The following is a 12,139-nucleotide window of genomic DNA, read 5'->3' on the forward strand; positions in this document are numbered from 1 at the left end:
TATAGTTACAAAAAGTATCTGATGTAAGAGGAAAAATTGCCCGGATGCACTAAGCTCAAAGCGGATAGACACTAAAAAATAAAGAGGCCGCTTATGAACGTTCAACACCTTCTATGCAGCGCTGTAGTTTGTCTGCTGTTGTTTGGCTGTACACCTGCTGAAACTCAAAGTTCTGCCGTTATTACTCCTGATGCTGTCGCTAAAGTGGCAGAAACTCCAGTGGAACCCAAAGCTGCGCCTTGCCAGCTGAAACTGGGTTTTGAATCCTGGGAACCCTACCAATATGTCGGACTGGAACAACAAGCCAGTGGACTGGATATTGAAATAGTACAAGCCGTTGCCGGACGCATGAACTGTACGCTGGTGCTGCAACATGGTACCTGGCAGGAGTTGTTAGGGCAGTTCAGGCAAGGACAGTTGGATGTGCTGTTGGGAGCATCCAAAACACCAGCCCGTGAAGAATTTGCACTATTTTCCGAGCCTTACCGCGCTGAGCAGTTCCAGCTTTTTGTCCGCAAGGATGACGCTGGTAAATACAATTTTGGTTCTGTGGCGGAAATGGTCGCCGCTAAGCACAAAGTTGGGCTTATCAGTGATTATTACTATGGTGAACAAATCAGTGCCTTGTATGGTGATGATCAAATGCGTCCCCAGTTTGTTGAATCAACGATGAGTGAACAAAACATCGCTGTGCTGCTGGACGATCAGGTTGATGCTGTACTGGAAGATAGTTTTGTTGGCGCTGCTATTATCCGGCGCAAAGGATTAGAGCAGCAGGTGCAACCTCACAGCATCAAGCTGGATGAGACGCCTATTTATGTGATGTTCAGTAAATCAACTGTGCAGCCGGAGCAGGTCAGCTCCTTTAATCAGGCGCTGCAGCAGCTAAAAGATAGTGGTGACTATCAGTTGCTTATAGGTAAGTATCAAAGCTAATCACCAAACTTGCGGGCCAGCAACGAAGCAGTAAAGCTGGCCTTTAAATAAAAACCTCTGGGCAGGGTTTGAATAGGTTGGCCATCAGCGCCAATAGCAGAAGTTAAAGCTTTGCTATTGGCCGCTTTAGGCCGTAATTGCAGTACTTTGCCATGTGCGCCTTTAATCTGATCGATGCCACCTAACACAATCAGCTCCATCAACTCTTCCCAGTCCTGTTGCAATAAGGCTTGTTGCTCTGTATCTGGGCTCCATAAAAAAGCGCTGCCAATTTGACGTTCCGCCAGCGCAATGGTGCGTTCGGCCAGTATAGGCACAAACAATACTTTGCTGAGCTTGCGACAAACCCATGAGTCGTGCCAGCGTAAACCCGCCACGTCAGTTAAGGGCGCCACACAAACATAAGTGCTTTCCAGAGGTTTACCAAATCTATCCACAGGTAAGGTTTTCAGTTCTACGCCTAAGTGGGGAAAATCAGGTTCAGCTTTGCTGCCACTGCTGGCGCCTAGCACCAGTTCAAGCAATTGACCCACAGTGCCTTTGTCGCGTTGCAGATTGGCAGGTAGTTGCAGCTGACATTGCTCTGCCAACTGGCCTAACGTCAGGCCTGCAATCAGGGCACAACGTTCCACTAATTCTTCGATGTTTTTTGGTGGCAGGCTCATAAAAGCGTTATAAATACAGCAGTGATTCAGGTCTTTAAAAACATTAACATTTTTTGATTTATTTTGCTGCTCAAAAAGCAAACAAAGCAAGTTATGCACAGTTGTAACACTGCTTAAATAGCAATCTTTTCAATCTAACTTAATGTTTTTTATAGTTATTTTTCAGTTTTTGGTTGAGTGTTATTCCAGCATTTCAAAGTTATTCAAGAACAAAAACACCCTTATGCACAGCTTTATGTACAGAGCCTGTGTAGAAGTTCACAGTGGGTGCTAATTAATCAGCTAAATTGTGGATAACTCTGTAGAAAATACAATTTGCCGAAGTCGTGACTTTATGAAAGAATCGATGAATCAACAGCTGTAACCAAGCTAGAGGTTTTTGTGATCGACGCTGAAGGCTTTAGAGCCAACGTCGGCATTGTAATATACAACCACCAGGGACAGGTGTTTTGGGCAAGGAGATACGGTCAACATTCCTGGCAGTACCCACAGGGCGGCATTGATGATGGGGAAACCCCTGAGCAGGCCATGTACCGCGAGTTAAATGAAGAAGTTGGTTTACAGCCTGAAGATGTAGAAATTATTGCTGTAACCAAACACTGGCTAAGGTACAAGTTACCTAAGCGTTTAATTCGACGAGACAGTAATCCGGTGTGTATAGGGCAAAAGCAAAAATGGTTTTTGTTGCGCCTGACCTGTAAGGATGAAGACGTAAATCTGTTAAAAACTTCGCATCCGGAGTTTGATGACTGGCGTTGGGTCAGTTATTGGTATCCGGTGCGTCAGGTCGTCGCCTTTAAGCGGGAAGTGTACCGCAAGGTGATGAAAGAGTTTGCCCCTATTGCTTTGCCGTATCTTCGTAGAGATGGAAAAAATGAGAAGTTAATCAGAAGGGGTTAGGAATGCTGAGCCAGTTAAGGCGCATAGTGCAGGATGTGGCGCAAGAGCCGGTACTGAATAACGCACTGGCTGGCTTAGTCTCGAATGTAAAAAATGCCCTGAAAACAGAGTGTTGCTCTGTTTATTTGGCCGACTATGATCAGCAGCATTTTATGCTGATGGCCACAGACGGCTTAAATCCTGAAGCGGTAGGCCAAATCTCTATTGGCTTCTCCGAAGGTTTAATTGGCTGGGTAGGTCAGCGTGAAGAGCCGATCAACTTAGCGCAAGCTCATTTGCATCCCCGTTTTAAAGTCACCCCTGAAGTCAGTGAAGACCGTTTTTCGGCCTTTTTAGGTTGCCCTATTATTCATCATCGTAAAGTGCTGGGTGTATTAACCATACAGCAGGGTGAATCACGGGTATTCAGTGAGGACGAGGAATCATTTTTAGTCACTCTAGGCGTGCAGCTGGCGTCTGTGTTAGTCAACGCAGAAATGCGGCAGGCGGCCAGTCAGAATTCAAAACAACAAAAAAGTACAGGCCAGTTGCTGGGGTTACCCGGTGCGCCTGGTATAGCTATTGGTGAAGGTTTTGTACTGGAACCGTCCAGTGATTTTGATGCGATTTCGCTGAAAAAAGTCGATGATCCGGAAAAAGAGCTGTCGCGTTTTTACAAAGCCGTCAAAATTACCAAAGCCGAATTTAACCGTTTAGCTGAACGTATGGCCGGGCATTTGCCGCCGGACGCTTTGGCTATTTTTGATGTCTACCATCAGTTGTTAGACGCAGCCAGCCTTGGCAATGAAATTGAAAAACAAATTCAGGACGGTTGGTGTGCTAAAAGTGCACTGAAACGTGTGGTGGAAAAGTTTGCCCGCCAGTTTGATGATATGGACGATCCCTACCTGCGCGAACGCGGTACTGATATCCGTGATTTAGGCCAGAGAGTACTGAATCATTTGCTCGACACAGAGCAGCGCCATCATAAATTGCCGGAAAAAGTAGTGCTGGTGGCCGATAACGTCACCGCTACTATGCTGGCCGAAATTCCACGCGCTCAACTGGTGGCTATTGTTTCGCTCAAAGGCTCAGTCAACTCACACGCCGCTATTATGGCCCGGGCTTTGGGTATTCCTGCGGTGATGGGCCTCGACGAGTTGCCACTGTTTCACTGGCAAAGTCAGCGTTTGATTGTTGATGGTTATCGTGGCCAGATTTTAGTAGGGCCAGCTGAAGCTATAGTGGCTGAATACCAGGCTTTGATCAGTGAAGATGCGCAGCTTAGCGCACGTTATCAGTCTGAGATGCATTTAAACGCACAGAGCGCCTGTGGTGCGCCTTTTAGTTTAATGATCAACGCTGGTCTTGCGATAGAGCTGGAAAGCGCTCAGCCGTCTTATACAGATGGTATAGGGCTGTACCGCACTGAATTCCCTTTTATTATGCGAAACCGTTTCCCAACAGAAGCGGAGCAAATTGAACTCTATAAAAAAGTGCTGGCGTCGCACCCGACTAAAGCCGTGGTGATGCGTACCCTGGATGTAGGGGGTGATAAAGCGTTGCCTTATTTCAGCATTATTGAAGAAAACCCTTTTTTAGGCTGGCGTGGTATTCGGTTAACTTTGGATCACCCGGAAATTTTCCTGGTTCAAATTCGCGCTATGCTCAAAGCCAATATAGGTCAGGGCAATTTACATATTTTGCTGCCGATGATTTCGGACTTAGCTGAAGTGGACGAATCGCTGCGCTTGATTAAACAAGCAACTTTCGAGCTGACAGATGAATTAGCAGGCACAGAAGTGCAGCTGCCTAAAGCTAAAGTAGGCGTGATGATTGAAGTGCCGTCCATTATGTATCAACTGCCGGAACTGGCGCGTAAGATTGATTTCTGCTCTGTGGGTACCAACGATTTAACTCAGTATTTATTGGCTGTTGATCGCAACAACCCACGGGTCGCTGGTTTGTATGATGCGATGCACCCAGCGGTACTGCGTGCTTTGCATCAAATGTCATTACAGGCTCAGGGTTTACAGCTGCCTATGAGTATTTGTGGTGAGCTGGCGGGCGAGCCTGCTGGTGTGCTGATTTTAGCAGCCATGGGCTATGATAAATTCAGTATGAACAGCAGCAACCTGGCTAAAATCAAATGGTTACTGCGCCGAGTGAATATGTCGGAACTGCAATTGCTGCTGCCGGAAATACTGGCTTGCCAGTCGCCAAAACAAGTTCGTCTGCAAGTACAACGTTTCCTCGATCAAAAACAGCTGTTGAACCAATTGCGTGCTTAAAAGGACCAAGGGCTGTTACAATGTTTGACCTTATCAAGATGTGTGCATCCGGATGGATGCCCTACTGATTTATTGATTAGAACAGGACTTTTCATAGTGGACTCTTATTTTTTATTCCCTCAAATTGACCCGGTGATCTTCAGCATCGGGCCTGTAGCCGTGCGTTGGTATGGCTTGATGTATGTGATTGCGTTTTTGCTGGCGAATTGGCTGGCGAACCGGCAAGCCGATAAACCAGGTTCAGGCTGGACGCGCGATCAGGTCAGTGACTTACTTTTTTATGGTTTTTTAGGCGTCATTGTCGGCGGCCGGGTTGGTTATGTATTGTTTTACAGTTTCAGTAACTTTATTGCTGACCCGCTGTATTTATTCCGCACTTGGGAAGGTGGCATGTCCTTCCACGGTGGTGTGTTAGGTGTGATGACTGCTATGGCCTGGTTCGCCTGGCGCAATAAGAAACGTTATCTGGAACTGGGCGATTTTGTTGTGCCACTGCTGCCTTTGGGTTTGGCCTTTGGTCGTTTAGGTAACTTTATCAACGGCGAATTATGGGGCCGTACTACAGACGTACCATGGGCTGTGTTATTCCCGAACGCCGGTATGTTGCCACGCCACCCATCTCAGTTGTATGAGCTGTTAGGCGAAGGCATCATCCTGTTTGTTTTGCTGCAATTGTACAAACGCAAGAATCCACCTGCAGGTAATGTCGCGGGCTTATTCCTGCTGGGTTATGGTACAGCACGTTTTATTATCGAATTCTTCCGTGAGCCGGATGCGCATTTAGGTTTATTGTCTCTGGGCATGTCGATGGGGCAGTGGCTATGTATTCCAATGATTGTTGCAGGTGTTGGCCTCATTGTTTGGGGTTATGTGCGTGAAAACAAATCAGGCCGTCAGAGCAAAACATCAGGCAAAGAGAGCAAGGCATGAAGCAGTATTTAGACTTAATGCGCCATGTGTTGGAACATGGCCATAAAAAATCTGACCGTACTGGCACAGGCACTATCAGCGTGTTTGGCTACCAGATGCGTTTTGACTTAAGTCAGGGCTTTCCGTTGGTGACGACCAAAAAGTGTCATCTGCGCTCCATTATTCATGAGCTGTTGTGGTTCCTCAAAGGCGACACCAATATCCAGTATCTGAAGGATAACAAAGTCAGTATATGGGATGAATGGGCGACAGAGCAGGGCGATTTAGGGCCCGTCTATGGTGCGCAGTGGCGTAGCTGGCAAACACCGGATGGCCGGGTGATAGATCAAATCAGCCAGCTCATCCATGATATTAAAACCAATCCTGATTCACGCCGTTTAATAGTCAGCGGCTGGAATCCTGCGGTATTACCTGATACCAAGTTCAGTCCAAAAGACAATGCGTCCATGGGTAAACAGGCCTTACCGCCTTGCCATACCTTGTTTCAGTTTTATGTGCATGATGGCAAATTATCCTGCCAACTCTATCAGCGCAGTGCAGATATTTTCCTGGGTGTGCCTTTTAATATCGCCAGTTATGCTCTGCTCACCATGATGGTAGCGCAGGTCTGTGATTTAACACCTGGTGATTTTGTTCATACCTTCGGTGATGCGCATTTGTATAGCAATCATATGGATCAGGTGAACGAGCAGTTAAGCCGCACGCCGCACCCATTGCCACAAATGCAGCTGAACCCTGCTATCAAAGATATTTTTGGTTTTAGTATCGAAGATTTTGAGCTGGTCAATTATTTGGCGCATCCCGCTATTAAGGCTCCGATCGCTATCTAAGATAGCTTTCGGAGTTCTACAACTAAGACTCTGCAAGGCCAGCGGTAACGACTCGTTATTCATGGCATCAATTTTGCTGTATATCATGCATAGATCAACAAGCGACGGCTAGGCCGGGGGCTACAGTGCGGATATTCGGGTTAGTCATTACAGTATTACTGTTGTGTAGCTGCAGTTCTTTGCCACAAGGGCAAGATATTGCCGATCCTGTAAAGGTCTCAAAAGCAGAACAGCATCCTCCTTTGTTGTTTTACACTGAGCGTCTGGCAGACCAGCTGTTTCATAAATTACAACCTCTGGAATCAGGTGCTATTGCTGTCACCACTTTTGCTGATGTGCAGCTGATGGCTCCCGATACCAGTCGTAAGTCCAGTTACAACGCTTCCTTACAATTGCAGGAGAGTATGCAAACTGTGGCCACTCAGCTCGGGTATCAGGTTAGCGAAATACGCTTAAATGATGCTGTGTTGGTGCACCCGGGCTTTGAGAATTCCTTAGGCCGCGATGTAAGCCTGCTGGCGCAAAATCAACAGGCGCGTTATGTGATCACTGGTACCCTGACCGAAGGGGAAGTAAATATCACAGTCAATGCCAAATTAATTGACCTGAAAAGCCAGCAAGTCCTTGCTGCCGCATCCAGTGTTATTCCTGTAGCTGTGTTATGGCCCAACGAGCAGTTGCAATTGCGCCATAATAAGTTGTATCGCAATTCGGAGTCTTAATTTATGACTACATTTCGCCACTTTATCCTTTTATGCGGCCTGACAGCCTTAGTTTCTGCGTTTGGCTGTGCGCCTTTGATTGATACGGACTCCGAAGGCAAGCCTGTTGCGCCAGCGAATAAGGTGGAATTGGAACAAGGCCGTGTGACCTACAAAAAGGACGATCCAGCCGCTCATCCGGATCATTTGTATGTCAATGAATATGACAGTGCAACGACTCAAAATGCCCGTATGGCCGGAATGAACCTGACCAGCTATAAGCCTGAATCTGCCATCACTGTGAATCACTACGTTCAAAGCATGATGCATGATTTGGCAGCGAATCTTGAAGTGTTAAGTACAACCTTTAGCCTTGGCGTGACCAGTTTTGTTTACCTGGATGGTGATTATCAGCAAGGTGACTTATTAGGTAATCAACTCTCTGAAGCTTTTATGCACGAAGCTACTCAGTTTGGTATAGCGGTGACCGATTTTAAAACCACAGATTATATTCGTGTAACCCCTACAGGTGACTTTACTTTTAGCCGCGACTTCCTTGAACTGACGCAACAATATCCTATTAGTGTAGTGCTGGGGGGGACTATAGTGCGTCATCAGGGCGGGGTATTAGTGAATGCGCGTATGGTGAACGTCAACGATAAAAAAGTGCTGGCGACAGCTCAAACCTTTATTCCACAAAATGTGGTTCAGGCCTTAAAAGCGACACACAGCGCACCTTTGTTGCAGTTAAAAGCAGCGGGAACTCCTTAACAAGTTGAAACTGGAACTCTTTATGAACTCACTGAATTCAACTATGAAACCAGCATCAGCTCAAGTACTGCTAATAGCTATGCTCTGGTTATCGGGGTGTGCTACCTCAACACCAACTGAAAACACAGCAGTTGCCGCCAGCCAGCCTGCTACAACTGATAGTAATCATACTAATGGGGATGGCTATACTGAATCCTCTGTTGTGGTCAGCTCCTCCACCGGGCAATGCCACTGTGATTCCAACACGTCTGAGAGTTCTCACACTCAAAGCGCGACGACACATAGCAGGGATACCGAATGGTTTGGTTTAACGCAGCCTTTTCAGGAAGCGGAACCAGCCATGGGTATACCACTGAACTCGCAATTAGACAGTGCTGCAGTGAACAACGGTCAGCCGATCCCTGGTTTAGCGGTAAAACAATTTAGCCGCCGGACTTTACCATCCGAATTAGCCGCTGCTGGTGCTGAGCCGCAGCTGTACAATTCGGCACCAGTCTTCCAACAAAGCCGCAAATCATTGAGTGACTATGTGGCTCAACTGGCATTTAAACTGGCGGGAAATCAACAACTTCAGGGCGTTAAGGTTGGGGTGGCAAGCTTTGTCCTTTTTGATTCTCAGCTAGAACAAACCAGCGCTATAGGCAATCAACTTGCCGAAGAGTTGAGTACTGTATTGCCAGGTTATGGCGCTGCAGTGATCGAATATAAACTGACAAAAAATATTACTGTGGGCCCAACAGGTGATTTGTCTTTATCCCGCAGTACGTCAAAGCTAAGAAATCCACAGGGCATAGACTACGTGCTGACAGGCACTATGACCCCCACACGTCGTGGTCTGCAAATTACCAGCAGAGTCGTCTCTACAAGGGATAATGTTGTGATTAGTTCAGCCAGCACCTTAATACCAGCCTTGGTATTACAACAGCTTTAAGCTTCAGACAGCTGAATAAAAGACGGTAGGATCGAAGTGAAAAAATGGCCGCCCCAACAGGAACCTACAGTCATTAATTTTAAAGCCTTACAAGGCTGATTTATAAAACTGTAGTATTAACTGTAGTATTAAAACTTTTTGCTGCTCGTTTTAAATTAAAGAACCACCAGTGCGGTGGTTCCTTAAAATATGTCCTGCCTTACTACCTGCCTATCCGTATTTTTAGTTAACACTTTGAGCGTCAATTTGCTGACTGTCAGAATTAGATCCTGCCTGGTTAGTCGTGTTCAGTGGCAGTTCGTTTATCCAGTTCTCAATTTCTTGTTTGTTCCAAGCAACAGATCGCGGCCCCAGTTTTTTCGGTGCCGGCGCTTTGTTATCTTTCACCAGTGAATACCAGGTGGTTTTTCCAACTGGTACCATCTGCAGTACTTCCGGCAATCTGATTAATTGCATAATTCACCTGCCTTGCTTAAATTTTATTATTTCGGCCGCAAACAAATTGAGTCGCTTTTCAATGACGCGCTGCAATAGCGGCATCACATCGGCGACAATCATCGGGATCAGTTCATTGGTGATTAATCCTGCCTGCTCTTCACTGATCAATGCTGGCTTTACTGACTCTTCAGCTGCAACTGGTTGGAACATAACAGAGCGAATACGCTTCACTGGATTACTTCCAACAGCAAAATTCTGGAGCCAAACCTTATCATCGTGATAGGCAAGCACTTTGCAAAGACTCCAATTTATTCCGCCTTTTTCTTTGTACTGGCAGGTTTCACCTACCTTTGGGGCGTATTCCACTATTCACCTGCCTTAGCCAGTGCGGCCGTTACAACAGCTTGTACTTTTATTTTTTCAGCTGCGACTTGAGCGTTCATTTCACAGCGCCAAACGTGGCTATTCATGAAGGCATTCCACTTTTTCATAAATGTGCGCTTTTTCGTTGGCTCAGTGATCACAAACTCTTTGCCACAGCCGTTGCAGGTGCAGCGAAAGGATTCAATTAGCATTACGCTGACTCCTTCACTGCTGCGTTGCGACTGGCAAGGTAGCGTTCGGCCAGTGCTTGAATACGGGTTTTATCTGAATGCCTGGCTTCAAGCTGTTTGCCCGGGTCGATAATGCCGGTGGCTTGAGATTGTTTCAGGCCCAGCAGCTCAACCATTGGCGGATCAGAACCTTCATCAGTGTTCAGGTAAACAGCGGTGATCTGCTCTTGCTGGCCTTCACGGTCCAGACGGCCGATGATTTGCTCATGCACTTTAGGTGACCAGTCCAACTCACCAAACAGTACGGTTGAACAACGGTACTGAAGTCCATCAAGGCCAGCACCACTTCGAAGCGACATAATGAAAATGTTGGTTTCACCTTCAACAAAACGGCGCTTGGATTCGTTTTTCTGGGCCTCAGATTCGCTGCCGGTGTACATAGCCGGTTTGAATCTGGCCAGTTCCTTCAGCCAAATGTCATACACATCACGGTGCCAGCCCACCAGCATAAACGGCACTCCGTTCTCAGCCAGAATGCTGGCGTAACGGGCCACGCTCAGTGCTTTAGACACTCCGGTTGCATGGCGTAACAACAGATCCAACTCACGACCAGCGCGGCCACGCTCCATAAATGAGCCAGATACTGTTTTAAGTGCCAACTGCCTGGCTAAGTCGTCGATAGACTTAATAGCTTTTTCGTCGGCTTCTACATGCTCAACGATGGAATTAAGTGGTGGCATCTGTTGACCAACATCACGTTTAGTCCGACGAAGCATGACATTCTGTTCACGCAGGTAAGAGCCCAGCGCTTCAGGATCTGCCACTTGCTTGTCGTCCTTACACCATTCACGGGTAAATTCATCAAACGAACCTAAAAGTGAGCTGTCCAAAAACTGCATGATGTTCCAGATTTCGGCGCCATAGTTGTAAATAGGTGTGGCAGATAGCCCTAATCTGTATTGTGATGAATCAGATAGTAGTTTTGCAGCTTCGCCTTTGCCGCTCTTGGTACCGGTCCGCAACTCCTGAATTTCGTCGTACACAACGGTTTTAAAGAACCCATCAGAAAAGGTATCTATCCAACCCAGCAGCTGGCTGTAGCGGTATAGATAAACGTCAGCTGGTGGCAGGCTATATGGTTTGGTACCTTTTATTTTATGGACCTTCAATGTGGTGAAACTTTCTATTTTCTCCTGCCACTGTGCCTGTAAGTGGGTTTGCATGACGACAGCAGCTGGCACGGTACCAGCTTCGAGCAGCAAGCCAGCTGTCGTGTAGGTTTTACCAAGGCCAACATCATCACCCAGCAAAAGAGCTAACCGCGCCAGCGTTAAATCTATAGCTTGGCCCTGATACTGCCGGATCTGTTGCCCTTCTTTTAAACCATGGCGATCTGCAGGCTTATAATCCGGCCGCAGTATCACTTCCATTCGAGCCTGAGTATTTTCGAAACTAATCCGGCCATTGTTCAGAGTTATGTTATCGCTGCATGACATCTGCATAGGGTAGCGCTGCTGGAACCACGACAGATCAGCGCAGTGTGCTGAGTCGTTAGGAAAGGTGAATTCGCCTGACTGCCACTTCGGGATCCGTGGGAATAAATGCTTTAGTCTTATTGCTACATGAGGCGGAATGGCTGTCATGATCCATTTGTTATCCACCAAGCTTAACTTACCGTAAGTTTTTATCATAACCAGCCGGCTCCCATCGATGATACAAACGCTGGCTTACCTTCAATAGATGCAGGCAATTGCATAGCTGTTGCGGTAAGCAGTACTACAGCGTCCACAGATTCATGTTTTGCATAGCGCTCAAGTTGGCGGTATATCCGCATGCGCTGAGCTTTTGCCTTCAGCTCTAAAGCAACGTTGCAGCCGTCAATAGTTAAGTAAAAATCAACGATATCGCTTTCAGACAGGCGTTTTTCACGAACGAATGAATAGCCACTTTCAGTAAGTGCGTTTTCTAACTGGCCCTGAGCTTTCTTCTCTACAGTTGCATCCAGCCTTTGGTTTGAAAGCCAGACCAGCAAAACAGAAACTGGGGTTGTTTTTTCCAAGCTCATGCTGCACCCCACGGGAAAAGCCGGAACACAAAAAAGGCAGATCCAGCACTGATGGCTATCACTCCGTAAAACGTCCAGCGTTCAATGCTGCTCAGAAAGCGCTTGCTTTGGCTGATGCGTGAATATTTGTGCATCCAGATAGCGATAA

The 12,139-nt window shown here is 46.9% G+C and carries 14 protein-coding genes; 8 read left to right on the plus strand and 6 right to left on the minus strand.

The features are described from left to right. Window positions 1-93 precede the first annotated feature (93 nt). Window positions 94-936 carry a substrate-binding periplasmic protein gene (locus tag OM978_RS06805; protein WP_264346128.1) on the plus strand — a complete coding sequence of 281 codons (843 nt, stop codon included), beginning with the start codon at window positions 94-96 and terminating at the stop codon, window positions 934-936. Here OM978_RS06805 and mutH read toward each other — a convergent pair. Beyond that, window positions 933-1,601 carry a DNA mismatch repair endonuclease MutH gene (mutH, locus tag OM978_RS06810; RefSeq protein ID WP_264346129.1) on the minus strand — a complete coding sequence of 223 codons (669 nt, stop codon included), beginning with the start codon at window positions 1,599-1,601 and terminating at the stop codon, window positions 933-935. The genes OM978_RS06805 and mutH overlap by 4 nt on opposite strands. A gap of 381 nt (window positions 1,602-1,982) precedes the next feature. Between mutH and rppH the strand changes: the two genes are divergently transcribed. The 7 genes from rppH (at window position 1,983) to OM978_RS06845 (ending at window position 8,934) form a co-directional block, all read left to right on the plus strand. Further along, on the plus strand, window positions 1,983-2,501 hold the full coding sequence (gene rppH / locus OM978_RS06815) for an RNA pyrophosphohydrolase (protein WP_008898589.1): 519 nt from the start codon (window positions 1,983-1,985) through the stop codon (window positions 2,499-2,501). Window positions 2,502-2,503: 2 nt separating this feature from the next. Then, complete coding sequence (gene ptsP, locus OM978_RS06820) at window positions 2,504-4,771, plus strand: phosphoenolpyruvate--protein phosphotransferase (RefSeq protein WP_264346130.1); 2,268 nt, start codon at window positions 2,504-2,506, stop codon at window positions 4,769-4,771. 96 nt (window positions 4,772-4,867) lie between these two features. After that, window positions 4,868-5,701, plus strand: coding sequence for a prolipoprotein diacylglyceryl transferase (gene lgt, locus OM978_RS06825; protein ID WP_264346131.1), 834 nt, complete (start codon window positions 4,868-4,870; stop codon window positions 5,699-5,701). Beyond that, a complete protein-coding gene (locus tag OM978_RS06830; protein ID WP_264346132.1) occupies window positions 5,698-6,531 on the plus strand; it encodes a thymidylate synthase in 834 nt (277 codons plus the stop codon). The genes lgt and OM978_RS06830 overlap by 4 nt, the downstream gene beginning before the upstream one ends. Before the next feature lie 125 nt (window positions 6,532-6,656). Further along, window positions 6,657-7,253, plus strand: a complete 597-nt coding sequence (locus OM978_RS06835) for a FlgO family outer membrane protein (protein WP_264346133.1) — start codon at window positions 6,657-6,659, stop codon at window positions 7,251-7,253. Window positions 7,254-7,256: 3 nt separating this feature from the next. Next, complete coding sequence (locus OM978_RS06840; protein WP_264346134.1) at window positions 7,257-8,003, plus strand: FlgO family outer membrane protein; 747 nt, start codon at window positions 7,257-7,259, stop codon at window positions 8,001-8,003. Window positions 8,004-8,025: 22 nt separating this feature from the next. Next, a complete protein-coding gene (locus OM978_RS06845) occupies window positions 8,026-8,934 on the plus strand; it encodes a FlgO family outer membrane protein (RefSeq protein ID WP_264346135.1) in 909 nt (302 codons plus the stop codon). Between the two features lie 222 nt (window positions 8,935-9,156). On the opposite strand, the gene OM978_RS06850 is transcribed toward OM978_RS06845, so the two are convergent. Genes OM978_RS06850 through OM978_RS06870 form a run of 5 tightly spaced genes read right to left on the minus strand, consistent with a single transcriptional unit; the run spans window position 9,157 to window position 11,991 of the window. Next, window positions 9,157-9,390, minus strand: a complete 234-nt coding sequence (locus tag OM978_RS06850; protein WP_264346136.1) for a helix-turn-helix transcriptional regulator — start codon at window positions 9,388-9,390, stop codon at window positions 9,157-9,159. A 3-nt stretch (window positions 9,391-9,393) separates the two neighbouring features. After that, on the minus strand, window positions 9,394-9,738 hold the full coding sequence (locus OM978_RS06855) for a hypothetical protein (RefSeq protein ID WP_264346137.1): 345 nt from the start codon (window positions 9,736-9,738) through the stop codon (window positions 9,394-9,396). Next, window positions 9,738-9,947 (minus strand): hypothetical protein, encoded by a 210-nt coding sequence (locus OM978_RS06860; RefSeq protein WP_264346138.1) that lies wholly within the window; start codon window positions 9,945-9,947, stop codon window positions 9,738-9,740. Before OM978_RS06860 ends, OM978_RS06855 begins: the two co-directional genes overlap by 1 nt. Further along, window positions 9,947-11,617, minus strand: coding sequence for a DEAD/DEAH box helicase (locus tag OM978_RS06865; RefSeq protein ID WP_264346139.1), 1,671 nt, complete (start codon window positions 11,615-11,617; stop codon window positions 9,947-9,949). Before OM978_RS06865 ends, OM978_RS06860 begins: the two co-directional genes overlap by 1 nt. Beyond that, complete coding sequence (locus OM978_RS06870) at window positions 11,614-11,991, minus strand: hypothetical protein (protein WP_264346140.1); 378 nt, start codon at window positions 11,989-11,991, stop codon at window positions 11,614-11,616. The genes OM978_RS06865 and OM978_RS06870 overlap by 4 nt, the downstream gene beginning before the upstream one ends. Window positions 11,992-12,139: the final 148 nt, after the last annotated feature.

The organism is Rheinheimera sp. MM224, assembly GCF_947090785.1.
Taxonomy (GTDB): domain Bacteria; phylum Pseudomonadota; class Gammaproteobacteria; order Enterobacterales; family Alteromonadaceae; genus Pararheinheimera.